This is a genomic window from Paenibacillus rhizolycopersici (assembly GCF_014947195.2).
GTDB lineage: Bacteria > Bacillota > Bacilli > Paenibacillales > Paenibacillaceae > Fontibacillus > Fontibacillus rhizolycopersici.
In genome coordinates this window covers 1-23,834 of record NZ_JADCNN020000037.1, presented here as the reverse complement: position 1 = coordinate 23,834, position 23,834 = coordinate 1, and the positions used below count along the sequence as shown (strand labels likewise).

At 53.9% G+C, this 23,834-nt stretch carries 23 protein-coding genes; 17 read left to right on the top strand and 6 right to left on the bottom strand.

Going from position 1 to position 23,834, the window contains the following annotated elements:
• A partial coding sequence (gene abc-f, locus IM700_RS22465; protein WP_204801195.1) for a ribosomal protection-like ABC-F family protein occupies positions 1-1,660 on the bottom strand: 1,660 nt, incomplete at its 3' end.
• 436 nt (positions 1,661-2,096) lie between these two features.
• On the opposite strand from abc-f, the gene IM700_RS22460 reads away from it, so the two are divergent.
• The 3 genes from IM700_RS22460 to IM700_RS22450 all read left to right on the top strand — a co-directional run bounded on the left by IM700_RS22460 (position 2,097) and on the right by IM700_RS22450 (position 4,452).
• Complete coding sequence (locus tag IM700_RS22460; protein WP_193417070.1) at positions 2,097-2,951, top strand: amino acid ABC transporter substrate-binding protein; 855 nt, start codon at positions 2,097-2,099, stop codon at positions 2,949-2,951.
• A gap of 61 nt (positions 2,952-3,012) precedes the next feature.
• A complete protein-coding gene (locus IM700_RS22455; protein ID WP_193417071.1) occupies positions 3,013-3,681 on the top strand; it encodes an amino acid ABC transporter permease in 669 nt (222 codons plus the stop codon).
• 15 nt (positions 3,682-3,696) lie between these two features.
• Positions 3,697-4,452, top strand: a complete 756-nt coding sequence (locus tag IM700_RS22450) for an amino acid ABC transporter ATP-binding protein (RefSeq protein WP_193417072.1) — start codon at positions 3,697-3,699, stop codon at positions 4,450-4,452.
• Between the two features lie 47 nt (positions 4,453-4,499).
• Here IM700_RS22450 and IM700_RS22445 read toward each other — a convergent pair whose 3' ends face one another.
• The 4 genes from IM700_RS22445 to IM700_RS22430 all read right to left on the bottom strand — a co-directional run bounded on the left by IM700_RS22445 (position 4,500) and on the right by IM700_RS22430 (position 8,237).
• Positions 4,500-5,450: a DUF4097 family beta strand repeat-containing protein gene (locus tag IM700_RS22445; protein ID WP_155608872.1), complete on the bottom strand. Its 951-nt coding sequence runs from the start codon at positions 5,448-5,450 to the stop codon at positions 4,500-4,502.
• A gap of 2 nt (positions 5,451-5,452) precedes the next feature.
• Entirely contained in the window at positions 5,453-6,082 is a 630-nt protein-coding gene (locus IM700_RS22440) for an HAAS signaling domain-containing protein (protein WP_193417073.1), read from the bottom strand.
• Positions 6,079-6,405, bottom strand: a complete 327-nt coding sequence (locus IM700_RS22435; protein ID WP_155608870.1) for a PadR family transcriptional regulator — start codon at positions 6,403-6,405, stop codon at positions 6,079-6,081. The genes IM700_RS22440 and IM700_RS22435 overlap by 4 nt, the downstream gene beginning before the upstream one ends.
• 263 nt (positions 6,406-6,668) lie before the next feature.
• Entirely contained in the window at positions 6,669-8,237 is a 1,569-nt protein-coding gene (locus tag IM700_RS22430) for an FAD-dependent oxidoreductase (protein ID WP_193417074.1), read from the bottom strand.
• Between the two features lie 184 nt (positions 8,238-8,421).
• Here IM700_RS22430 and IM700_RS22425 point away from each other — a divergent pair, with 184 nt between their 5' ends.
• Genes IM700_RS22425 through IM700_RS22415 form a run of 3 tightly spaced genes read left to right on the top strand, consistent with a single transcriptional unit; the run spans position 8,422 to position 12,416 of the window.
• A complete protein-coding gene (locus IM700_RS22425; RefSeq protein ID WP_193417075.1) occupies positions 8,422-10,101 on the top strand; it encodes a spore germination protein in 1,680 nt (559 codons plus the stop codon).
• Positions 10,091-11,299, top strand: coding sequence for a Ger(x)C family spore germination protein (locus IM700_RS22420; RefSeq protein ID WP_193417076.1), 1,209 nt, complete (start codon positions 10,091-10,093; stop codon positions 11,297-11,299). Before IM700_RS22425 ends, IM700_RS22420 begins: the two co-directional genes overlap by 11 nt.
• Positions 11,300-11,312: 13 nt before the next feature.
• Positions 11,313-12,416, top strand: coding sequence for a GerAB/ArcD/ProY family transporter (locus IM700_RS22415; RefSeq protein WP_193417077.1), 1,104 nt, complete (start codon positions 11,313-11,315; stop codon positions 12,414-12,416).
• Here IM700_RS22415 and IM700_RS22410 read toward each other — a convergent pair.
• On the bottom strand, positions 12,333-12,722 hold the full coding sequence (locus IM700_RS22410; RefSeq protein WP_155608865.1) for a YczF family membrane protein: 390 nt from the start codon (positions 12,720-12,722) through the stop codon (positions 12,333-12,335). The two genes, IM700_RS22415 and IM700_RS22410, sit on opposite strands and share 84 nt — an antisense overlap.
• A gap of 156 nt (positions 12,723-12,878) precedes the next feature.
• On the opposite strand from IM700_RS22410, the gene IM700_RS22405 reads away from it, so the two are divergent.
• The 11 genes from IM700_RS22405 to IM700_RS22355 all read left to right on the top strand — a co-directional run.
• Positions 12,879-13,268: a Fur family transcriptional regulator gene (locus tag IM700_RS22405; protein ID WP_155608864.1), complete on the top strand. Its 390-nt coding sequence runs from the start codon at positions 12,879-12,881 to the stop codon at positions 13,266-13,268.
• On the top strand, positions 13,241-14,065 hold the full coding sequence (locus tag IM700_RS22400) for a winged helix-turn-helix transcriptional regulator (protein WP_418888803.1): 825 nt from the start codon (positions 13,241-13,243) through the stop codon (positions 14,063-14,065). Before IM700_RS22405 ends, IM700_RS22400 begins: the two co-directional genes overlap by 28 nt.
• A 126-nt stretch (positions 14,066-14,191) precedes the next feature.
• Complete coding sequence (locus IM700_RS22395) at positions 14,192-15,442, top strand: methyl-accepting chemotaxis protein (protein WP_155608862.1); 1,251 nt, start codon at positions 14,192-14,194, stop codon at positions 15,440-15,442.
• Positions 15,443-15,573: 131 nt separating this feature from the next.
• Positions 15,574-17,097, top strand: a complete 1,524-nt coding sequence (locus IM700_RS22390) for a spore germination protein (protein WP_155608861.1) — start codon at positions 15,574-15,576, stop codon at positions 17,095-17,097.
• Positions 17,084-18,277: a Ger(x)C family spore germination protein gene (locus IM700_RS22385; RefSeq protein WP_193417078.1), complete on the top strand. Its 1,194-nt coding sequence runs from the start codon at positions 17,084-17,086 to the stop codon at positions 18,275-18,277. Before IM700_RS22390 ends, IM700_RS22385 begins: the two co-directional genes overlap by 14 nt.
• Complete coding sequence (locus IM700_RS22380; RefSeq protein ID WP_155608858.1) at positions 18,270-18,491, top strand: hypothetical protein; 222 nt, start codon at positions 18,270-18,272, stop codon at positions 18,489-18,491. Before IM700_RS22385 ends, IM700_RS22380 begins: the two co-directional genes overlap by 8 nt.
• Positions 18,492-18,528: 37 nt before the next feature.
• Positions 18,529-19,605, top strand: a complete 1,077-nt coding sequence (locus IM700_RS22375) for a GerAB/ArcD/ProY family transporter (protein WP_193417079.1) — start codon at positions 18,529-18,531, stop codon at positions 19,603-19,605.
• Between the two features lie 74 nt (positions 19,606-19,679).
• The gene (locus tag IM700_RS22370; protein WP_193417080.1) at positions 19,680-20,537 is read left to right on the top strand and encodes a uroporphyrinogen-III synthase; all 858 of its coding nucleotides are present in this window, start codon (positions 19,680-19,682) and stop codon (positions 20,535-20,537) included.
• Between the two features lie 59 nt (positions 20,538-20,596).
• Positions 20,597-20,905, top strand: coding sequence for a phasin family protein (locus tag IM700_RS22365; protein ID WP_155608855.1), 309 nt, complete (start codon positions 20,597-20,599; stop codon positions 20,903-20,905).
• Between the two features lie 3 nt (positions 20,906-20,908).
• On the top strand, positions 20,909-22,579 hold the full coding sequence (locus tag IM700_RS22360; protein WP_193417081.1) for an ABC1 kinase family protein: 1,671 nt from the start codon (positions 20,909-20,911) through the stop codon (positions 22,577-22,579).
• A 45-nt stretch (positions 22,580-22,624) separates the two neighbouring features.
• The coding region (locus tag IM700_RS22355) for a DEAD/DEAH box helicase (RefSeq protein WP_239484148.1) at positions 22,625-23,834 on the top strand (1,210 nt) is incomplete at its 3' end.

Below are 23,834 nucleotides of genomic sequence, written 5' to 3'. Positions count from 1 at the left end.
CGCGGCCCGCAGGCCCCGCGTCCCCGGCGGCGGTCTTCCGGGCGAGCTCCGCCCGGTAATCCTCGTATCCGCCGAGGGAGACGGTCAGTCGGCCGCCCGCCAGCGCCCACACCTGCCCCGCTACTTTATTGATGAAGTAGCGGTCATGGGACACCGCCAGCAGCGTGCCCGGGTACTCCTCCAGCGCCTCTTCCAGCGCTTCGCGCGAATCGATGTCAAGGTGGTTGGTCGGCTCGTCGAGCACCAGCAGGTTCGGCTTCCGGTACATCAGTACCGCCAGCCGAAGTCGTGTCCACTCGCCGCCCGAGAGGCTGCTCACCTTCTTGAACACATCGGCGCCGTAGAACAGGAAGCGGGCCAGCTGCCCGCGGGCTTCGCCCGCTTCGAGACCGATCTCGTCGCGGAAATATTGCAGCACCGTCTCGTCATGATCGGCGGGGGCGGCCTGCTGGGCCAGGTAACCCGGTTCGATGCGCGAGCCGAGTCGGACTTCGCCCTCCTGCGGCGGTTCCTGGCCCAAGATGTTCTTGAGCAAGGTACTTTTGCCTGCCCCGTTGTCGCCGATCAGCACGGCCGCCTCGCCATAGCGCAGCGTGTGGGTCAGGCCGCGGTACAATACGCGCCCGCCGCGGGCGTCGCCTACCTCCTTGAGGACGATCGCGTCCTTGCCGGAGCGATCCGCATGATCCAGCTCCAAGCCGATACGTTTACGTTCCAGTATCGGCCTTTTGAGTTTGACCATACGGTCTAAGGCTTTCTGCATCGAGGCCGCCCGCCGATGAAAGCCCGGATTCGGCGGGTTTGAGCGGTTGCCCCACTCAATTAACTGTTTGATCGTTTCCTGCATCTTCTTGATCTTCTTCTGTTGCTCCTCGTAATCGGCAAACTGCTGAAGCAGCCGGCGTTCCTTCTCCTCTTTGTAGTAGCTGTAGTTGCCGTGGAACGTGAAAGCTTCTCCGTCCTCCAGCTCAATGATTTTGCCGACAACGGCATCGAGGAAATAGCGGTCGTGGGAAATGATCACGCAGGTTCCCGGAAACGCACGGAGGTATCCCTCCAACCACTCTGTCGCCGCCATGTCTAAATGATTCGTTGGCTCGTCGAGCAGCAATAGATCCGGCTCCCGCAGCAAAATCACCGCTAAACCAACCTTCGTCTTCTCGCCGCCGGACAGCGAGACGAACGGACGGGTGAATTGCTCCTCCGGGATGCCGAGACCACCGGCGACCCGTAAGATCGATGTTTCGATGTCGTAACCGCCGCCGCGTTCGAACGCCTCCTGCATCTGGCCGTATTGCTTGAGAAGCGAATCTAACGCTCCGGATTCACCGGCTCCCGCCATGTCGGCTTCCAGCCGCCGCATCTCTGCTCCCAGGCTACGAAGATCTGAAAAGGCTCCAAGCAGGACGTCGTACACCGTTTCTTCCCGAGTATAATCAGGGATTTGCGCCAAACTTCCGATTCGGGCATTCTTTCGAACCGATAATAGCCCTTGATCCGGCCGTTCGCTGCCGGACAGCAGCTTCATCAGAGTGGTCTTCCCCGCACCGTTGCGGCCAATCAGTCCGACCGTGTCGCCAATTTTAATTTCGAACGTGACATCGCACAGCACCAGCTCGGCACCGTAATACTTCTGTATATTTTGACCCTGGATCATCATGAACCGTAATCTCCTTCAGTCCCATGCCGTCCATACAAAAAAAGAAGGCAGCAGGAAATCCTGCTGCCTTCAAAGCTCACGCGTAAGTGAGGTTAAGGTAGGAGCGGCATTTCGCAATTTGGTTTGGATATCGAGTTTCCGAAAAAGGACAGACTTCTCCCATTGTCGGCTGCTGCATGAACATTGCCAAACATTGCCATCGGCAGTTGGCTCACTCGACTCCACGCAAATTTGCGATCCACTCTACCCACCTCCTTCACGAAATAATTACGACAATTATATTCGTAAACTTTTGGGAAATCAAGTCTTCATCTATTGAGCATACTAAGGCAGAAAAAACATTTGACGATTTGTAGCGAAATGTGTAATATTCAATTAAACCTAGTTGTTTTGTAGGGAATTAAAATACGAAATAGATAGATGGGGGATGAGCTCGATGAAAAAATGGAGTTTACTATTATTGACGCTGGTGTTGACCGTGGTGGTTGCAGCCTGCGGCAACAATAATACAAATAATCAGGCGGCAGGGAATGAAGGGGCGAGCCAAGGCAGCGCAGGGAATGCGGCCAATGAACAGCCGGCGGAAACCAACTCGCTGGAATCCGTGAAAGCCAGCGGCAAGCTGCGGATCGGTACAGAAGGAACCTATGCGCCATTTACGTTCCATGACAAGGATGGCAAGCTGACAGGCTTTGACGTAGAAATCGCCGAAGAGGTCGCTAAACGGTTGGGAGTGGAACCTGAATTTATCGAGACGCCGTGGGATGGTATTTTTGCCGGACTAGATGCCAAACGGTTTGACGCCGTGTTCAACGAAGTGACGATTCGGGATGATCGTAAGGAGAAATATGATTTCTCGGATCCTTATATCGTATCCCGTGCTGTATTGATCGTCCCGGAGGACAACAAGGATATTAAGGTTTTCGCCGATTTGAAAGGGAAGAAAGCCGGACAGTCCCTAACCAGTAACTTGACGGATATCGCGAAGGAGAACGGGGCGGAAATCGTTGCGACGGAAGGCTTTAACCAAGCCATTGACCTGCTGTTGTCCAAACGGATCGACGCGACGGTGAATGACGGCTTGTCCTTCTTGGACCTGAAGAAGCAAAGACCGGACGTGAAGCTGAAAGTGGTAGACGAAATGCCGGATGCGGCGGAGAGCGCGGCCTTATTTAACAAAGGCAACGAAGAACTGGTGCAAGCGGTAAACGAGGCGCTGACGGCCATGAAATCCGACGGGGCTTACTTGAAAATCTCGGAGAAATACTTCGGAGCAGACGTTTCGAAATAAGTGCTTAAACTACGGATGCGGCCCGCAAGGGCCGCTTCTTTCGGAAAAGGATGCTTGAGCGATGGATGAACGCATTTGGAATATTATCGTGGACTCTTTTCTTCCTCTGCTCAAAGCAGGGGTAGCTTTTACGGTACCGCTAACGTTGATCACGTTTGCGCTAGGGCTGGTGGTGGCGGTCCTGACCGCGCTTGCGCGGTTGTCGAGCATCGGGCCGCTGCGGCAACTCGCCAGATTCTACGTTTGGATTATTCGGGGGACGCCGCTGCTTGTGCAGCTATTTATCATTTTCTACGGTCTTCCGTCGATCGGCATTATACTGGACCCGTTTCCGGCGGCAGTGATCGGTTTTACGCTCAGCGTCGGCGCTTATGGCTCGGAAATCGTGCGTGCGGCGATCCTGTCCATTCATGAAGGCCAATGGGAAGCGGCTTATTCCCTGGGGATGACCCGGCTGCAGGCGCTACGGCGGATTATATTGCCCCAGGCTTCGCGAGTTTCCGTGCCGCCGCTGGCCAACTCCTTCATCAGCCTGGTCAAGGATACCTCGCTGGCCGCCACTGTCACGTATACGGAGATGTTCCGTACGGCTCAGCAAATCACGGCGACGACCTATGAACCGCTGATTGTATACACCGAAGCGGGCTTGGTCTATTTATTCTTCAGCACCATCCTTTCGGCGCTGCAAAATCGGTTAGAGAAGCGGCTGGATCGCTTCACTGCCCGATAAGGAGGCCTGACAATCATGATACGAATCCAAAATTTGCACAAATCGTTTGGTACGCAAGAGGTACTAAAAGGGGTAGATCTTGAGGTACAGCAAGGTAAGGTGCTGGTGATCATCGGGCCTTCCGGCTCAGGGAAGACAACCCTACTGCGCTGTCTGAACCTGCTGGAAACTCCGACAAAGGGGGTTCTCCGGATCAGCGACGTCCAACTGGAATTTGGCGAAGGCCGTAAGCCGAAGCCAAGCGAAGTGCTGGCCCTGCGCAAGAAGACCGGGATGGTGTTCCAGGCCTATTACTTATTTCCGCATATGACGGCGCTCCAGAACGTGATGGAAGCCCAGGTTCAGGTGCTGAAGAAGAGTAAGGAAGAAGCGCGCCGGGTCGCCTTGGAACTACTGAATAAGGTGGGGCTGGGCGATCGGGCCGATTTCTATCCGCATCAGCTATCAGGCGGACAACAACAGCGGGTTGGGATTGCGCGAGCCATGGCCGTAAGCCCGGACGTGTTGTTATTTGACGAGCCCACATCGGCGCTGGATCCGGAGCTAGTCGGCGAGGTGTTGAAGGTGATGAAGGAGTTGGCGCGAGAGGGCCGGACCATGGTTGTGGTCACCCATGAGATGAAGTTCGCCGCCGAGGTTGCCGACCGGGTCGTGCTCATGGATGAGGGTATCATCATCGAATCGGGGACGCCGGACCAGGTACTGAATCACCCATCCAGCGATCGGGCACGATCCTTCCTGAACCGAATTGCGCAGAGGGAAATCGAATAACAAAGAGGGGGCGGAGTTCACATGAACTCCGCCCCCTCTTGATGTTCTTAGCGAATGCGAATGTTACCGGAAGTCGCCCGAACCTTGATCAGGTCCTGCGTCTGGCGCAAGGAATCCGGAGCCGTGGTATCCCCGGATGCGGTATGCAGGTCATAGAACCCCTTGAACTGCGCATCGGTTGATAACGTCGCATTACCGGAACCTACGTAAATGTCCAGGTTATCCGAACGTTGTTCCGACAGAGTAATATTTCCAGAAGTTGCTTTGAAGCTACCGTCCCCCGTAAACCGCTCGAATCGGATATTTCCCGAACTGACTGTAGCTTGGACGTTCCCTTGCACCTGGTTGGCGGTGATATTGCCAGAGGTCGATTTTGCGGTCAATACACCTTCTAGTTTATCGATACGGATGTTTCCAGAAGTCAACTTTATCTCTGTATTTCCTTGAATGTTCTCCGCTGTAATATTGCCCGACGTACTGGCCAATTTCAGCTGACCCGCCGTGACATTCTCTGCGCGGAGATTTCCAGAGCTGATGGACAAGTCGATGTTGCCGGCGCGAAGACCGCGGAACGTACCGTTGCTGGAATTGGACTTGTAGTCGATCCGATCCAATTCGCTCCTGTCGCTTAGCGCTACAGTGATCCGCTGCTTGGTGGACTGGAAGTTGACCGAGAAGAAGCTCCAGTCGAAATCATCCTGCAGATCTAACTTCAGCGTGTCTCCGGAGATTTGAGTTGCTTTCAACGTGTCGATCGTCTTCTGTTCCATATTCCCGCTGATTTCCACGTAATTCGTCCCGTCGGGGCTGTCGATAAACTCCAACTCAACGTCATAGTCGCTACCGACAAGCAGCGTCTTTAACGCGCCTGATTCAAAAGCCCATTTCTGCTGGTGAGTTGGTAGTTGTCCCCCAAAATCAAAGTGCTGGTAAGCCATGCCGGCAAATCCGGCCAAAATCAGCAAAATTCCAATGAACGACCATCTCTTCGTATTCATGCCTAGTGATCCCCTTTCGCCACCCGGACATTCCAGCGCAGGTAAGCGGCGCTCAGCCGGAGCAATCCTTTATAAACGTATCGCGTGACGACAGCAAGCAAAATGCCTAATCCGACGGCTGCGACCGAGGCAAAGATTTTTGCTGTGAAAATATCCCCATGCCATATATACTCAAGTCCGAGAAGCAGGGGACTGATTATTCCAGCCGCTGCACTGGCCGCTAGGCTGACGGCTACGGCCCAGAAGGAGATCAACAGCGGAACAACGATGATATTCATAAAGAACAGGCCGATGTAAACCATCACGCTGGCAAATCCGCTGCGTTGCCGGACGCCGCCCCCGTTCCCATAAACTCCTGAATTTGTAGAGGCAACTGGAGCATCCGGCACCGCAGCGGGCTCCGCACCTCCAAACCAGTACACATGCTCCCGAGGCACGTAACGGTTGCCAATGGCCTCCTTCGCCAGCTCCGCCGGGTCGCCTAACTCCAGAACGATTTCTTCCTCGGTCCGGCCGCTTTCCAAGCCAAATGCGAAGTGGGCCTCATAATCCTCTAGCAATTCGTTTTGCTCCTCCGGTGGGAGAACCGACAAATGGGCCCGGAGATTCGCCAAAAACTCGCTTTTATTCATAAACGGCTTCCTTTCTCGATTAATGTCGAAACATTGTGCACGAACTGTTTCCACTCTACGACAAGTTTCTGGGTGTACGCTTCGCCTTCGGGAGTCAGCTTGTAATATTTACGCGGAGGTCCGCCTGTGGATTCTTGCAAGTACGTTGTGCAATAGCCTTCACTGACCAGTCTGCGGAGCAGAGGATACAGGGCTCCTTCGGCTACTTCGATATGCTTCGATACCGATTGGGCCAGCTCGTAACCATACCGGTCGCGGCCTTGGATCAACACCAGCACGCATAGCTCCAAGGCGCCTTTCTTAAACTGGATGCTGATATCCAACCATGCTTCGCCTCGTTTCCTCTGAAATTGAATGTTCGTTTTTGTGATTCACTAGTACTGATCATTGATTAGTATCTCTGAAAGCATAGTACCATACGGTACTGATTAAAGCAAGGTAGTGAATAAAAAAAGGCATCTGTTCCGCTTGTTCCCTTTACGTTCCAGGAAACCGGTTGGACAGATGCGCTTCATAGCATGTTCAGAAAAGCCTAGGATCGGTGTTCTCGCTGGTTGGTGGATGTACCTAAAGGGCTTGCCGTTCGTTAACTTGGTGCTTGCTCAGGCTGTCGATGGAGACGAGGGAGCGCTTCGGTAGCCGGCCCTTCGATCACTTCGCCTTTGTAATCGAATCTGGATCCGTGGCAAGGGCAGTCCCACGAACGTTCCGCCTCGTTCCATTTGACCTCGCAGCCCATATGGGTGCAGGTCGTATCAAGCAGATAGAGCAGCCCATTCTCGTCACGGTACGCCCCGGCTCGTTTGCCTTGGTGCTTCACGACGCCGCCTTGACCTGGAACGAGGTCCTCAGGTTTCAAGTGAACGATTTCGATTTTGCCGGTTACGAGTTCTTTGGCTACATCTGCGTTCTGCGTCACGAAATGCTTGATCGAGGGGTCCGCTTTAAACCGGGATGGGGTAAACAACTCGGCATAACGGTTCTCCTTCTCCAGAATGAGGTCTCGGATCATCATCGCGGACAACGCGCTGGTGCTCATTCCCCATTTATAGAAGCCCGTGGCAACGTAAATATTCGGATGTCTAGATGTAATCCGTCCGATATAAGGTACTCCATCCAGCGTGACTAAATCCTGCGCTGACCAGCGAAATGGAATGGACCGGATTCCCAATGTCTCGCGTCCGAATCTCTCCAGGGCTTCGTAGGACTGGAACGTACAGTCGTTTTTGCCGGTCTTGTGGGACTCGCCGCCGACGAGGACAACCTCTTTCCCGTTCAGCTCGGCGGAACGGAGCGAGCGCTTGGGGGAGCCGCAGTTGATGTACATTCCGCCAGGGTAAGCCTTCTCCGGTTCGATCGCGACGACATAAGAACGTTCCGCGTGCAGCCGGGTGAAGTAGAACCCCATTCCATCAAAGAACGGATAATGGGAAGCGGATACCGCATGGCGGCAAACGATGTGCCGCCCGTCTTCCGTGGTTAATCGAAGACGTCCGTCCGCCTCCGGTTCGGCGGCATCCTGCAGCGTTGTACTCTCATAAACGGAGCCGCCATGGGACGTGATATACGCAAGCAACTCTTTCAAGTAGTGCAGCGGGTGAAACTGTGCTTGATTTTTCATCACGATAGCACCTTTGGCTTGCAGCGGCAAATCGAGAGAGTCCCGCCATTTACCGGGCAGACCCAAACGTTCGTAAGCTTGCCATTCGGCTTCTAGCTTTTGGAGCTGCTCTTCCGAATCCGCATACAGATAAGCGTCCTCTTGGCGAAACTGACACTCGATCTTCCGTTCCTCGATTGTCTCGGTCATCCAACGCAATGCTTCCTCATTGGCTTCGAAATACAATTTTGCGCCTTCCTCACCGAAGTTGTTGATCAGCTTGTCGTAGATAAGACCGTGCTGAGCCGTGATTTTTGCCGTCGTATACCCGGTCGTGCCATCCAGGATTTTGCCGGCCTCCAGGATGGCGACTTTTACGCCGGCTTGTACTAGTAAATATGCGGTGGTGATCCCGGTGATCCCGGCCCCGACCACGGCCACTTCTGTCTCAATGTCCTCATTTAGCTTACCGAAGTCCGGCAAGGGTGTCGTTTTTCGCCACATCGAATCCGGGAACCGCGGAAGTCCACCGGACATGAAGGGGATTTCCTCCATTTTAAGCTTCCTCCTGTCAACTTGTTCTCCTGATAATAGGGAGCCGTTTCGGATACATTATTTCCCGCTCTAGTTCAGAAAAACCGCCGAATCGACGAAGGTTGTTGACTTCGGTTCCTGTCGCATGAAAAAGGCAGGAGAAGCAAATAATGGAGATAAGATATGCAGAACAGGAGTTGCTAATATGCTGCGCCACCTTTCCCGAGGCCGTTCCGGCCGGCAGAACAAAAGCAACGCACAATCCCAAATCACCGGTGACTTGCAGCAAATGCTGGATCGCGTCTTAGCGGAGTCCGGTCATAGCCCCGATATCGTCATTCGCCATCTCAAGCTAGGGGGGCCCGTTCCGGTTCCTGTGGAGGCTGCGATCGTTTATCTGAATGCCCTCAGTAACCAGCAAATGATCAATAACTTTGTGATCAAACCGCTAATGGGGCTGGAACCCGAGAAAGTTCACGCGTACAAGGCCGATCGGCTCATGAAATATATCCTCGAGAATGCCCTCAGCCTGGGAGAAACCTCGGTCGTGAAGGAATGGAACGACATTATGATGGCTGTCTTATCGGGGGACACCGTGCTGCTGGTGGAGGGGAGCGATCAAGGGATCGTCACGGGTACGGCGGGCGGGGAATGGAGAGCGGTTAACGAACCGACGTCGCAACTGGTCGTGCGTGGCCCCAAAGACAGCTTCGTCGAATCGATCGCGACGAACATCTCCCTGATCCGGCGCCGCATCAAATCGCCGGACCTATGGCTGGAGTCGATGAAGATTGGGTCCGTCACCCATACCCATGTGGCGATGATGTACATGAAAGGCTGCGCCGATCCCAATTTGGTGGAGGAGGTTCGGAGCCGATTAAAAGGAATTCGAATCGATGGCGTCCTGGAGTCGGCTTATATCGAAGAGTTTATTCAGGATAAGACCTTTACTCCCTTTCCGACAATATTCAATACGGAACGGCCGGATGTCGCAGCCGGGAATCTACTCGAGGGCCGGGTTGTTATCCTCGTTGACGGTACACCCTACACGCTGATCCTGCCGACCGTATTTGCCCAGTTCATGCAATCGCCGGAGGATTATGCCCAACGGTTCGACATCAGTATCCTGATGCGCATCATTCGTTACATCTGCTTCGTGATCTTGCTGCTCGGTCCTGCGGTATATGTTGCTCTGACCACCTTCCATTATGAAATGATCCCAACGCTGCTGCTGGTTAGCTTAATGGCGCAGCGCGAGGGGGTGCCGTTTCCTGCCTTCGTGGAGGCGATCATTATGGAGGTCGTGTTTGAGATCTTACGGGAGGCGGGAGTAAGGATGCCGCGAGCGATCGGTCAAACCGTGTCCATCGTTGGTGCGTTAATCTTGGGTCAGGCGGTCGTCGAAGCAGGGATCATCACGCCGATCATGGTGATTGTCGTAGCGTTGACAGGGATCGCGAGCTTTGCTTTACCCTCCTACAACTTGTCTATCGCAGGCAGGCTGTTCCGCTTCTATTTTCTCCTTTTGGCTGGTCTGTTTGGGTTTTACGGGATTACGCTGGGGCTCATCTTGATGGTTGCACATATGAACAGCATCCGTTCATTTGGCGTACCGTATCTGTCGCCGTTTAGCCCGTTTGTACCGCAAGCCCAAAAGGATGTGATTCTGCGGTTGCCGATTTGGATGCATGGATGGAAACCGCTGATGACTTCAAGCCAGCAGGATATAGAGAAAACTCGGGAAATTAAACCGCAGGGTTCGGGCAAATCCAAGTCTAGCGAGGATCAGACAGATTCCAATGAGGAGCAGAAGGATCGGAAGCAAGGCGGCAGCGGCAGCCCTGAATCGAGACAAGGAAAGCAGGAGGAGCCGAATGAGAATTAAAGGTTTATGGTTAATTGTCATTCTTTGCGCCATGCTGCCCCTATCCGGTTGCTGGGATGCGAAAGAACTGAACCGTCGGGCGGTTGTGGCCGGAATCGGAGTCGATCTGGCTCCCGGGAAGAAGGATTATTTCGTCTCCTTTCAAGTCATTATTGCCGATGAAATATCCGGAAAAACCGGGAGAGGCGGAACCCCGACCATGGTGTATAGTGCCCAAGGACGTTCAATTATGGAAGCAACCCGCAAGGTGTCTATGCTAGTGCCGCGCCAAGTATCGACCGCCCACACCCGGATTATCGTTATATCGGAAGAGCTGGCTCGCCAGGGGATTTCCGATATTGTCGACTTTCTGGACCGGGATTCGGACATCCGTCTCACGGCCAAAATTTATGTGGCGAAAAAGGAAGCACGAGCGCGTGATATCCTCTCCGGGCTTTCGGCTATGGGAAAGATCTCCGCGTATACCCTTGCTCAAAAAACCGACATCTCCTCTCAGGAATACAGCTCCCATTATCCAATTGAAATCGATGACGTGATTCGGGATATTCTGGTTCCCAACTCGGGTCCGATCATTAACGGCGTTGATATTTTGGGAAATGTCGAAGATGCTCGAAAAAAAAGTAACTTGGAGAAGACGGACGCCCTTGGCCTTCTTCGGATGTCCAATTTGGCGGTGTTTAAAGGGGATCGGTTAAAAGGTTGGTTGAATGAGGAAGAAAGCGTGGGGCTAGTCTGGATCAAAGGGAAGCTTAACAAGACATCGATCGTGATCACACCGGATGACCTGGGAGAAATCACGCTGGACGTACGTAGAAGCAAGACCTCGATGCATGTGTCTCTCAAGGATCCGGAACATCCCGTCGTCTTGGTGAAGGTCACGGCCCAGTTGTCGGTTCGAGAAATGGACAGCACCATCGATTTGCGCGACCCGGCGGCCTTGAATGATTTGGAGACCTATGTTAATCAGGAAATCAAGAAGAAAATGAAAGCGGCCGTCGACAAGGCCCAAACCCTGAATAGCGACATCTTTTGCTTCGGACAGACGCTCGAACGTCAGCATCCAAAGGCATGGAAGCAATTGAAAGGGCAATGGTCCGATCTCTTCCCCGAGCTGACGGTTGAATACCACGTCGATTCGATTGTCCGCAATTCCCAAATGAGGGACCGCTCCTTCAAGTACGATATGAACCAAGAATAGGAGGCGGGATACGATGGAAACTACGAAGTTCAGCCCGTTGCAATTTTTCTCCCTGCTCGTTTTGTTCCAACTGGGGACCGCTCTGGTTGTTAATCTGGGCCTGGAAGCACGAAAGGACGCCTGGATCGCCATATTGACCGGTATGATGATCGGAATGCTGCTCTATCTAGGGTACGCCTTCCTGTACACTTCGTTTCCGGATAAGTTGCTCACCCAATATAGCCGAATTCTATACGGTAAATATGTGGGCGGGGCGATTGGTTTTGCTTACACGGTTTTTTACATGAATAAGGCCTCGCGCGATTTGATGGACGGCGGATTGCTGGTATTTGCCTCGACCCTGAAGGAAACCCCGCTCTTCATCATCAATACGATGATGATGCTGACCGTCGTCTACGTCCTGCATAAAGGGGTCGAAGTGCTGGCCCGAACCGCGTTTATCCTTCTATGGGTCGTTTTTCTCATCGGGATGATCATCTTGCTGCTGGTGTTGTTCTCCGGAATTCTGGATTTCACTCGAATCCTTCCGGTGCTTAGCGACGGAGCCCAGCCAGTGCTGAAATCCGTCTATCGCCAAAACTATCAATTTCCGTTTGGGGAGATTATATGCTTTACCATGATTATGCCTTTTTTGAGAAATCAAAAAGCGGGGCTACGAGCGGGACTCCTATCCATCCTGTTGTCCGGCCTTATTTTGTCGGCAACGGTGGTGATAACGATTTCGGTGCTTGGCGTGGAAATCGCGGGACGTTCGATTTTTCCGCTGCTGACGATGGTCGGTAAGGCCTCCATAGGTGACTTTGTTCAACGGATGGACATCTTAGTGGTGATGGTGCTGATCATCGGCGACTTTTTTAAAATCTCGGTGTACTTTTATGCCGCTGTGATCGGGATTTCGGACCTCATGCAGATTCCCTACCGCAAAGTTCTGTATCCGCTGGCCTTAATCGTGTTGTTTTCTTCGTTAACCATCGCTCGAACCTATAGTGAGCACGTTAAAAAGGGCGGGGATGTCTTATATAAAATGGACCCGTTATTTTACGTTATTCTGCCCGCTGCTCTGATTATTGCTGCCTTGATTTATCGATTCCGCTCCCGTAGGCAGGCCGGAGCCTGAATCTTTAAGCGCCGTAGAGGAGTCATTGCCTGCCGAGGCGGACAACGATTCTCCGTGTAAGCCTGACTCTTTGCTAGGGTTTTGGCTCCCTTTCCGTTTACGGCTTACGAGATGTAGAATATCCGGCACAATCAGGAAGAGGATCAGGATATAGGCAAAGATGCGTTCGGCCGGATCCGTCAATGAATAGTTCCAGTTAATGAGGAAATTATTCCATGGAAGCCCGATTAGTACATCAACGTAAACGGTGTATCCTATCGTAAACGCGGCAATCAGGAGGGTAATCAGATATTTTCGAATCAGCATGGAGGAACGCTCCCTCGTCAATAGGTGATATGGTGTGGTTTTAGTATGGGGGAAAGCACTATGGAACATGCAGGGAATGGGGAATATCGAGGAATTGACGGATCCTAAAATAAGACTTATACTAATTCTAAAAATAACTACAGGGATTGATGAGATATGAAGGCCTTAAATTTGACGACTCAGCGTCAAGCGGTATACGATGTCGTCCGCAACGCCAGCGACCATCCGACGGCAGCGGAAGTCATGAACCGTTTGGTTGAACGAGGATATAATTTCGCTTATGGTACGGTCTACAACTCGCTGCGGTATTTGACCGACAAGGAACTGATTCGCGAGTTGAAGCTAGGTGAGGCGGCCAGCCGGTATGATGCGAAGCTCGACGATCATCAGCATATCCTGTGCGAGGTATGCGGCCGCGTGGATGAAGTGATGTCTCATGTGCCGGAGGAATGGAACCATACTGTGGCTAAGGAAACGGGATATGATGTACACCACGCCCATGTCGTATTTGGGGGGGTGTGTCCGAATTGTCAGCAGAAGAAGTAATTAAGGAAAGCATTTCCGGTAAAACCGTGCCCATTCGCAGGCCAGCGGGAGTCGAGGTTGCTGAGCAAGAGGAGACAACATCCGAACGCGTGGCATGTCCGGTCACGCAGCGTGTCATTCTGATCAGCCCGTTCCCGAGCGATGTTCATGAACTGGTTCGAGATTTATCCGAAAATTGTTTTGACGTCCTCGTATTCCATCACTGGGAGCAAGGGATTCGCAACGCCTTGGCGGCTGACTTGTTGATCTTCGATCTGACCTCCTACCGGGAGGATGAAGAAATGGCGGCAATCCGCGCGCTTGTGGGGCAGGAAACCGGCGGGACTCCATCGCTCTTACTTGTTAGAGAATCGATGCTGGGGCAACTGGACCAAGGCTTGATGAACCAGGAGCTCCTGGTATGGCCAACTCGGCCGATGGAGATCGTTTACCATACGCAGCGAATTATTCGCAGCAGCGGACCGCGGCCGTTGTCATCCCGTCTGCTCGCCGGCACGTCACCCGCGATCTTCAAGGATTTGTGGATCGACCGTAAGAAAATGGCCGTTTATCGGAGCGGCGCTAAAATTGAACTGACCAAAACGGAATACGAGCTGTTGATCAAGCTGCTTGAGCAGGAGGGGACGGTGTTGTCCCGTGAAGAGCTGCTATCTGAGGTTTGGGGGACTTCTTTCCTGGGAGGCAGCAATGTCGTCGACGTTCATATCAAGAGTCTGCGTAAGAAGCTAGGGGATAACGCGACGAACCCGACCTACATCACCACGGTCCGTGGGGTCGGTTATCGACTGGCTGATTAAGGCACTATTAGGTTTTAAACGAAACCGTTTGTCAAATGACAAACGGTTTTTTTGATATTCAAGAGTCAGAGGAGCGAGTATAATTTTGGTTATAAACCTATTAATATGTCGAAAGAAGGATCTGCTATGAAAAAACGCGTAAGGCTATCACTGTTACTGACAACCATTTTTGTGGCTATCATCCCATGTATTCTTGATGTGGTGCTGAACGGTGAAATCGAGCCGACCTGGTATCTGATTGCGGGCATATCCGTTGTACTAGCGGCCTTCGCGGCTTGGTTTACGATTCGTATGATTGCCGTTCCGCTTGATCGTTTGACGGAAACCACCCGCCAAATCAGCGAAGGGGATTTGACCAAACGCGTAGATTATTTGAATCGGCCTGATGAAATCGGCGCTCTTGCGAACCAATTTCAACGGATGGTGGACCATCTTCGGGGGATGATCGTTAACGTCCGAGATACGACGAATCAGGTTGTGTTATCATCTGAGCAGCTGTCGGCCGGGGCAGAACAGACAACCAAGGCGATCGAGCACGTGACGGTGTCGATTCAGGAGATGGCGGCCAGCAGCGAACGGCAGCTGTCGGAGCTTGAAGCCGGGGCCCTTGGCATGGGAGAGATGTCCCACCAGGCCAGCATGATGTCGGAGCAAATTCATGCCGTTAGCGAAAGTATGGAGAAGACGACCGCAGCTGCAGAGGAAGGGAACTCTTCCGTACTGAGTGTGGTGGAGAAGATGGAGCGCATCCAGCAAACGGTTGATGAACTGGGAGAGGTCATTCAGGCGTTAGGTCTGCATACGGCTAACATCGGCGGGATCATCGAAGTAATTACAGGCATTGCCCAGCAAACCAATCTATTGGCGTTAAATGCCTCCATTGAAGCCGCCCGGGCCGGTGAAGAAGGCCGGGGATTTGCCGTGGTTGCTTCGGAGGTACGCAAGCTGGCAGAGGGCTCCGAGCAATCCGCGAAGCAGATTGCTGAGCTGATCGGCAGCGTTCAAGCTGAGGTTGAGCGGGCGGTTGGTTCCATGGAGGACGCTAAGCAAGGCGTTCAAGAGGGGATTCTCGCCGTTGATACTTCCGGACGATCCTTCTCTCGGATTCGCAAGGCGGTTCGCAGCGCTGCCGACAAGATGGAAGGAATCGTCGCAGATGCCAAGGGAATGGCCGCCGGGACTGAAATTGCAAGGGAATCCATTAAAGGAAGCCGGCAGGTATCCGAGGAGCATGTGGGCAATACTCAATCTATCTCCGCCGCTGCTGAGGAGCAGCTCGCTTCCGTCGAGGAGATCGCGTCCTCCGCTGCCGATTTATCCCGAATGGCCGAACAATTAAAGGGTATCGTGGACAAGTTCCATGTCGATATGAAGTAATCGATCATTTTTTCTTACATCGCTCTTCGGCGGATCGCCGGGGGGCTTTTTTTTATCTACATAGATTTCCCCAAATGGTACATTCTACATCATGACAACGACGAATCGGCAGAGTGGCAAGGAGTGTGCCCATGAAAACCAAGGAACGTAAACAAGAAGATAAAATCAGCCGAGATTTGGCGGAAAACATCAAGCAAGTGAAAAAGGTATTTCAGGACTGCTCCGACGTGATCTACCGCGAGCTTCAATTGACCGAGCAGATTCGGGGGTTACTGGTTTACATCGAGGGGATTATCAAGGTCGAGGATGTTCAGCAGCACATTCTGCGTCCGTTGATCGAGGGTTTGGCCCAACATCCGCAAGCGGAGGGGGACATCTATCCGTTGTCGTTCACGCGAGTCTCCTTGAGCCAAGCACAGTCCGCCACCGACTGGCCGGCGGTGATTAACGGAGTGCTGACGGCGAATGTCGCCATTTTTGTCGAGCGAATGGAAGAGGTGCTGCTGTTCAGTGTAAAAGGCGGCTCGCGGCGGAGCGTTACGGAACCGCAGACCGAAGCGGTGATCCGCGGCCCGCGCGAAGGATTTACGGAGTCGCTCCGGATCAATACCGCCTTAGTTCGGTTCAAAATCAAAACGGAAAAGCTGAAGCTGCTTGATATGGTGATCGGTAAGGTGACCAAGACAGACGTCGCGTTAGCCTATATCGAAGGCTTAGCCGAGGAGAAGCTGGTCGCCGATGTGAAGGAGCGATTGGAGAACATCGATATCGATGGGATCTTGGAATCCGGATACATCGAGGAATGGATCGAGGATAATCCATCCTCCCCGTTTCCGCAGATGCAGTATTCCGAACGTCCTGACTCGGTAGCTGCCCAATTGTTGGAGGGCAGAGTGGCCATCTTTGTGGACGGTACGCCGTTTGTGCTGATCGCGCCAGTAACGTTATGGCAGCTTCTGCAGGCCAGCGAAGATTACTACGAACGGTTTTTCATCAGCAACATGATCCGTTGGATTCGGTTCTTCTTCCTGTTCCTGGCCTTGTTCCTGCCGAGTCTGTACATTGCGGTAACTACGTTTCATCAGGATATGCTTCCATCGACCTTGATCTTGAGTATCGCGGCCTCCCGGGAAGCGATTCCTTTCCCCGCCTTGGTAGAGGCTTTTATTATGGAAATCTCGTTTGAGGCGCTGCGTGAAGCCGGTATCCGGCTGCCGAAGACCGTGGGCCAAGCGGTCAGCATCTTGGGCGCGCTGGTGATCGGACAAGCCGCCGTACAGGCCGGGATCGTATCCGCCCCGATGGTCATCGTCGTCTCATTGACGGGAATCGCTTCCTTTACAGTCCCTAGGTTTGGCCTCGCGGTGACGGTTCGTATGCTGCGATTTCCGCTCATGCTGCTGGCTAGCGCATTCGGTCTGTTCGGTATTGTGATTGGAGCGGTCTGGATCGTTGTTCATCTGACGCAACTCAAATCGTTTGGCGTTCCGTATATGAACGGGATCGCCCCCTATGATCGCGGGGATACGAAGGACATCTTCAGCCGGGTACCGATGTGGAAGATGAAGAATCGGCCTTCCGACGCTAGCGGGAACAATACGCGACGAATCGGAAAATCCAGACCATTGGGGAGTGATTCCAATGAGGGTTGGTAAACTCATTCTGGCGATCTTACTTCCGGCGCTCGTACTGACAGGCTGTTGGGATCGCATCGAAGTGAACGATGTGGCCTTTGTACTAGCCACCTCGACGGATCTAGATCAGGGCCAGATCCGCTCCACCGCCCAAATCGCCTTACCCAGCTCCTTTGGCGGCGCGGGCAGCCAAGGCGGAGGAGGTGGGACCTCAGGCAACAAGACTTACCTGATGGTGTCCCAAACGGCTCCGACACCGTATCAGGCCAATAAATCCATGCAGAGCAATTTATCCCGGATCCTTAACTTTTCTCATCGTCGCGTAACGATTTTTGGAGAAGAGTTCGCCAAATCGGGGATCGGTGAGATGGTTGATGCTTACGCCCGGTTTCCGCAAAACCGACTAACGACTTACATCGTACTGACCCGCGGCCCGGGTTATAAATTGTTGGGAGTCGACGCTCCCATTGAGCAATCGCCCTCGGAAATGATCCGGGAACTGACCAAATCGGCAATGAAGGACCCGGTTTGCATTCAAACCATGGCCAACACCTTGCTGACGGAAGGCATCGATTTAGCCATCCCCGTCATGGAAACCAAGGAGAGTATTCCGAAGAAGGTCGGGGATGGGCAAAGCTTGGTCAAGTTGAACGGGCTAGGGATGTTTCGTGATAGCAAGCTGGTGGGTTACTTGAACTCGGATCAAACCCAAATGGCTTTGATGGCAATGGGCCAAGCGATAAACCCCAAAGTGACGGTCACGGTCGATGAGAAGCGGCCGAATGAGGCGGTTACGATCGTGCTAACCCAAACCGGAGCGAAAATCCGACCTCACCTAAAGGGTTCCGCCATTTCGTTTGATGTTAAGGTGAAGGCTAAAGGATTGATCCTGGAGAATACGACCCGCCAGAATATTCAGTCGACGATGATGGGGATCGTCGAGAAACGCTGTAATGAGATGATTAATGAGGATATTCACGCCGCGATCAGTGAGGCGATACGCAAGAACCGGTCCGATATTTTCGGCTTCGGCGTTGCCTTGAATAATAAGTACCCTAACGAGTGGAAGAAGATTCATCATCGTTGGCATGACCTGCTGCCGGAAGTTGAGGTCAATGTCAGTTCCGATATCCGACTGGAAAGCAGCGGTGAAATCATCAATTCGTTTGGAGTGAGGGAGGATCGTCTCGAGAATGACTAGTACCCATATTTCGTTGCTGCTGTTGATCGCCTTCAGCTTCTGGCGGGACAAAGAGGCACTAAGGGAAGGAGGGGCGCTGAGCCGTTCTGTGTTCTATACCGTTATGGCGGTTTCCTTCTTGATTTTGATCTATACCTCATGGGTAACCGGTCCCTTCAATCCCGTGGATTGGCTGGGCAGGGCGTTAGCGCCTCTTGCCTTCGCCAAACCCTAGAGTTCGCGTATGAAACCTCGAGGAGTGAAGCCTTGTAATGAAAATAACCAAACGGCAAATTTTTCTGCTTGGACTCTTGTGCATCGGGTCGATTACGTATATGCAAACCTTCTCCATGGTCAGTCAAACGGCGCATCAACATGCGTTTATCTCCTATATCGCCAGCGGATTGGTTTGTCTCTTCGCGTTGTGGCTCATTTCGTTCACGCTAAAGCGGTTCTCCAATCGTAATTTATTGCAGGCTTTAACAGAACGTTTTCCGATTATGGGCCGGGTACTGCTGGCGCTGTACCTGCTGTTCCTGTTGTTTATCAGTGCGAGGGATATTCGAAGCATCGCCGATTTCACGAATACGGTGCTGCTCAATCGCACGCCGATTCCGATCCTCGGTTTGTTGGTTACCGCGACGGCGGTTTATATCTGTCAAGGGGGGATCCGAGCCTTTTTAGGGCTTAGCGAGGTCTATGTTCCCATTTTCATCTTGGTGCTGGGTTTCGTGATTCTGGTGTTGGCGAGGGATTTTCACCCTCAGTATCTCATTCCTTATTTCTCGCCGGATTGGACAGGCATCCTGAAGGGAGCCTGGTGCACCTTCCCTTATCAGGCCGAGATTCTAGTGCTCCCGCTCGTCATCTCCGGCAAATACTTTAAGGCATCCGCAGGCTACATCAGTCTGGCAGTGGGCACGGGAATGATGATCGTCTTGCTGCTCCTGACGCAGCTTGTTCTCGGTGTGCCGTTGTCAGGGAAGCTGATTCATCCGGGCTACGAGATGATTCGCCACATTCAGATTACCGATTTCATCGACCGCTTCGACTTACTGCTGATGGCCCTATGGTATCCGATGGCGCTGGGGAAAATCGCTTTTGATCTTTACGCATTATGTTACACGCTGCAAATGGTCGTTCCCAAGTTGTCCGGCCGTTTGATGACGGCCCCTGTCGGGGCGTTTGCCTTCGCCTGCTCCATCTGGTTCTTCAAAAACGCCCTGCAGCTCTTTGATTTCAATTTTGTTTGGCCGGTCATTGCCATCGTCTTTGACTTAGCTTTTCCGATTCTGTTCTTTGCGTTGCTTCGACCGCGCCGGAGTAAACCCGAACCGAAGGCGGGATAATCCGCAATTTACTTCGCCCTCTCCCTCGTATAAGCTGAAGGTAGTAGAAATAGGATAAACTTGGGAGGTAGACGATGGCACGGAGACTGGAAGGGAAAAGAGTCGCGCTGACAGGGCCCCGTCGTGCGGAGGAATTAGGTAAGCTGGTGGAAAACATGGGCGGTACGCCGCTATACCGTCCGGCACAGGGAACCGTGCTGTTGGACGATGTAGTCTTGCGAAACGGCATTGTCGACTGGGTGGAGCATCCGCCGGAATGGTCCATTTTTACGACAGGGATGGGCTTGGACGCATTGTTTGATATGGCCGGGGACATGGGCGTTGCCGAACGTCTACGAGATCATCTTCGGGCGGGAAAGATTGCAGCGCGAGGGTACAAGACCGTGAATGCCCTGAAAAAGCGAGAGTTAACCCCGATCGTCCGCGACGACGACGGGAGTACAGAGGGACTCATTCGTGGACTGTCGGAATATCAACTGCGCGGAGCCAGCGTGTTGTTGCAACTGCATGGGGATCCGGCCCCGCGTTTGGTCGCCTGGCTGGAGGAACAGGGGGCGCAGTGCTGTCAGCTTCTGCCGTACCGGCATATCGCTCCGCCTACCCCAGAGCTGGAGCAGCTCTTGAGCGATATCCTAGCCGGCGAGGTGGATGCCGTGACGTTTACAAGCGGACCGCAGGTGCGTTTTCTGATGGAGCATGCGGAACGTCAGGGACAGCTCACAGCCTTGATGGCGGCGCTGGAGGGGCCGGTGCTGGCGGTGGCCGTCGGCAAGGTGACGGCCGCGGGTTTGTACGAAGCGGGGGTGCCCCGGGTACTGGCGCCCAAGGAGGAGCGGATGGGCAGCATGATGGTTGAGTTGGCCCGATATTATGCGGGCGAAGCCGAGCCGCTCTTCAAGGCCAAACACGGAGAGGATGCACACCAAGCCTGATATTGGGTAATGATAAGTGTAGGCAATATCCAAACCTCGGATGGAAAGGATGATGGGCAATGAGCGATTTACTGAAAAAAGCGATTTCCCTGGGATGGGGTTTGACGATCACGAGCAAGGAGAAAGTCGAGAGTATCGTGGAGGACTTGGTTAAACGCGGTGAACTGGCCCCTTCTGAGTCGAAGCAACTCGTGGAGAAGCTGATTGATCGCGGTGCCGAGGAGCAGGGCAAGTTCAAAGAACTGGTGAATGAGCAAGTTCGGTCTGCACTGCAAGGGATGGGTCTGGCCTCGGCTAAAGAGGTGGAGGAATTAACGCGGCGAGTAGCAGAGCTGGAGATTAAGCTCGCCGAGATGCAGCAGCCGTAAGCGATGAGCAGCTTTGTCCGACATACCGGCCGTTATCGTGAAATTGCCATGGCGCTTGGGCGCCATGGCTTTGGCTATTTAGCCGAAGAAATCGGTCTAGCCCGGCTGATTCGGCTGCCGCTGCGCCGATTACGCAAGTCCGAGCCGGGCTCCCCGACCTTGGCCGAAAGGATCCGTTTGGTGCTGGAGGAGTTGGGTCCGACCTTCGTCAAGGTCGGCCAATTGGCTAGTACGCGCTCGGATTTACTGCCGGAGGCGATCATTCAAGAGCTCGTCAAGCTGCAGGACCAGGTACCTCCGTTTCCGGCCGAGGAAGCCCGCCGAATTTTAGAGGCGGAATTCCACCAGCCGCTGGGTGAGCTGCTAGAGAGCTTTGATGAAACGCCGCTCGCCGCCGCCTCTATAGGCCAGGTGCATCGAGCCCGGTTGACGACAGGCGAGCCGGTCGCGATCAAGGTCCAACGGCCCGACATCGTGCCGGTCATCGAGCTGGACCTCGATATTCTGCAGCACTTGACGGCGCTGGCAAACAAACGCTGGGCCTGGGTATCCCGATTTCAGATTCCGCAGATGGCCCAGGAATTCGCCCGTTCGATCCGCGCGGAACTGGATTATAGCTTCGAGGGCCGGAATATGGAGAAGATTCGCCGCCAATTTAAAGCGGATGAAGGCATTTATATTCCCGAGGTGCATTGGTCCCTGACAACCTCTCGCGTGTTGACGATGGACTTCGTGGAGGGAGAGCATCTGAACCGGCTGCTGGAGATCGATGAGATGGGGTATGACCGCAAGGAGCTGGCGGAGCGGCTAGTGAACGCTTTGCTTCGGCAAATCTTCGAGGGCGGCTTTTTCCATGCTGACCCTCACCCCGGCAACCTGCTGGTGACCCGCACAGGCGAGCTGGCCTTCATCGATTTCGGGATGGTCGGGCGGCTCAGCAGCGAGATGAAGGATCATTTGTCGTCGTTGGTGATCGCCTTGATGCGGCGAAGCACTGAGGGAATGGTACGGGCGATTCTGCGCATGGGCCTCGTCGGAGACGATGCCGATACCGACGGACTTCGCCAGGATTTGGAACGGCTTCGTGAACGATATTATGACATTCCGTTTGCGGAGATTCAGATCGGGCAGGCGTTACAGGATCTGTTCGCCACGGCGCAGAAGCACCAGGTCGTGCTGCCTGCTGACCTTCTGCTGCTTGGCAAGGCGCTCTTAACGGTCGAAGGAGTAGCGCTGGCGCTCGATCCTCACCTTCGCATTCTCGATTTGGCGGAGCCCTTTGGGCGCAAGCTGCTTCGCGAGAAATACGCCGCACGCCGGCTCGGTAAGAAGCTGTTTGACGAGGCCGCCGAGCTGACGGACTCCCTGATTGATCTTCCGCATCAGGTGCGCAAGCTATCTAGCACGCTGGCCCGCGGCAAGCTAAAGATGGACATGAACTTGCCGGAGATGGAGCAGTTTCTCCGCAAGCTGGACCAGATCAGCAATCGTTTGTCGTTCAGCATTGTGCTGCTGGCCTTCAGCATTATTATGGTCGGGCTCATCATTGGCTCCTCCCTTGCGCGAATGCCCACCCTGCTCTGGGACATTCCGGCGATCGAGATCGGCTTTATCGTTGCAACGCTGATGTTCTTGTGGCTGCTCTTTTCCATCTTCCGTTCGGGAAGGTTCTAACGATGTGTTACAATAAGGAAGCTGAAGAATATGAGGTGAAACCTGTTGACAACTTTTGAAAATTTAAATGTATCGCCCATCCTGCTCCGCAAGCTGCAGGGACAAGGGATCGTGAACCCGACACCGGTACAGGCTGCGGCGATTCCCGTCCTCCAGTCAGGCGAAGACGCTATCGTACAGGCGCAGACCGGCACGGGCAAGACGTTGGCGTTCCTGCTTCCGATCCTGGAGAAAATCCGGCCTGATCGCCCAGAGGCGCAGGCGTTGATCATTACCCCAACGCGGGAACTGGCGATTCAAATTACCGCGGAAGCCCGAAAGCTGGCGGAGGCTCGCGAGGGATTATCCGTATTGGCCGCCTACGGCGGCCAGGATGTGGAGCGGCAGCTGCGCAAGCTGAAGAATGGCACTCAGTTGGTCATCGGCACGCCGGGCCGGCTGCTCGATCACTTGCGTCGGGGTTCTCTGACGCTAGGCGCGGTCCGCATGCTGGTGCTGGATGAGGCCGACCAAATGCTGCATATGGGCTTCTTGACCGAGGTGGAGGAGATTATTTCGCTCGTTCCGCGCAGCCGCCAGACGATGCTGTTTTCGGCGACGATGCCCGATAATGTGAAGCGTTTGGCCAAGGCTTATATGGACAAGCCGCGGGACATCCGAATCGCCGAAACCTCGCGCGTTACGCTGGACAGTATCCGGCAAATCCTCGTGGAATGCACGGACCGGACCAAGCAGAACGCGTTGATCGAGACGATCCGCAGCCAGCGGCCATATTTAGCGGTGATCTTCTGCCGCACGAAGCGCCGGGCGAGCACGTTAAACGAGGCGCTGCAGGCCGCGGGCTTCCAGTCGGACGAGCTGCACGGCGACCTGTCGCAGGCGAAGCGCGAGCAGGTGATGCGCGCGTTCCGTGACGCGAAGCTGGAACTCCTCGTCGCGACGGACGTAGCGGCGCGCGGAATTGACGTGGAAGGCGTTACCCACGTCTTCAATTACGATATTCCGCACGATGTGGATAGCTACATCCATCGCATCGGGCGGACGGGCCGCGCCGGGGAAAAAGGCGTGGCCATCACGTTCGCGGCGCCGAAGGACCTGGAGGCGCTGCGTCAGATCGAGCGGGGCATCGGCCGCAAGCTGGAGCGGCAGCGCTACGAGAAGAGCGGCGCCGGTCCGGGCGCCGAGAAGATCGTCGCCGTAGGCCGCACCGGTACGGGTGCGGACAAGGCGGGGGGCCAGGGCCGCCGCAGCCGCG

Coding starts and splice junctions, on each gene's coding strand:
- IM700_RS22460 (WP_193417070.1), top strand. CDS start 2,097: ATGAAAAAATGGAGTTTACTATTATTGACGCTGGTGTTGACCGTGGTG.
- IM700_RS22455 (WP_193417071.1), top strand. CDS start 3,013: ATGGATGAACGCATTTGGAATATTATCGTGGACTCTTTTCTTCCTCTG.
- IM700_RS22450 (WP_193417072.1), top strand. CDS start 3,697: ATGATACGAATCCAAAATTTGCACAAATCGTTTGGTACGCAAGAGGTA.
- IM700_RS22445 (WP_155608872.1), bottom strand. CDS start 5,450: ATGAATACGAAGAGATGGTCGTTCATTGGAATTTTGCTGATTTTGGCC.
- IM700_RS22440 (WP_193417073.1), bottom strand. CDS start 6,082: ATGAATAAAAGCGAGTTTTTGGCGAATCTCCGGGCCCATTTGTCGGTT.
- IM700_RS22430 (WP_193417074.1), bottom strand. CDS start 8,237: ATGGAGGAAATCCCCTTCATGTCCGGTGGACTTCCGCGGTTCCCGGAT.
- IM700_RS22425 (WP_193417075.1), top strand. CDS start 8,422: ATGCTGCGCCACCTTTCCCGAGGCCGTTCCGGCCGGCAGAACAAAAGC.
- IM700_RS22420 (WP_193417076.1), top strand. CDS start 10,091: ATGAGAATTAAAGGTTTATGGTTAATTGTCATTCTTTGCGCCATGCTG.
- IM700_RS22415 (WP_193417077.1), top strand. CDS start 11,313: ATGGAAACTACGAAGTTCAGCCCGTTGCAATTTTTCTCCCTGCTCGTT.
- IM700_RS22410 (WP_155608865.1), bottom strand. CDS start 12,722: ATGCTGATTCGAAAATATCTGATTACCCTCCTGATTGCCGCGTTTACG.
- IM700_RS22405 (WP_155608864.1), top strand. CDS start 12,879: ATGAAGGCCTTAAATTTGACGACTCAGCGTCAAGCGGTATACGATGTC.
- IM700_RS22395 (WP_155608862.1), top strand. CDS start 14,192: ATGAAAAAACGCGTAAGGCTATCACTGTTACTGACAACCATTTTTGTG.
- IM700_RS22390 (WP_155608861.1), top strand. CDS start 15,574: ATGAAAACCAAGGAACGTAAACAAGAAGATAAAATCAGCCGAGATTTG.
- IM700_RS22385 (WP_193417078.1), top strand. CDS start 17,084: ATGAGGGTTGGTAAACTCATTCTGGCGATCTTACTTCCGGCGCTCGTA.
- IM700_RS22380 (WP_155608858.1), top strand. CDS start 18,270: ATGACTAGTACCCATATTTCGTTGCTGCTGTTGATCGCCTTCAGCTTC.
- IM700_RS22375 (WP_193417079.1), top strand. CDS start 18,529: ATGAAAATAACCAAACGGCAAATTTTTCTGCTTGGACTCTTGTGCATC.
- IM700_RS22370 (WP_193417080.1), top strand. CDS start 19,680: ATGGCACGGAGACTGGAAGGGAAAAGAGTCGCGCTGACAGGGCCCCGT.
- IM700_RS22365 (WP_155608855.1), top strand. CDS start 20,597: ATGAGCGATTTACTGAAAAAAGCGATTTCCCTGGGATGGGGTTTGACG.
- IM700_RS22360 (WP_193417081.1), top strand. CDS start 20,909: ATGAGCAGCTTTGTCCGACATACCGGCCGTTATCGTGAAATTGCCATG.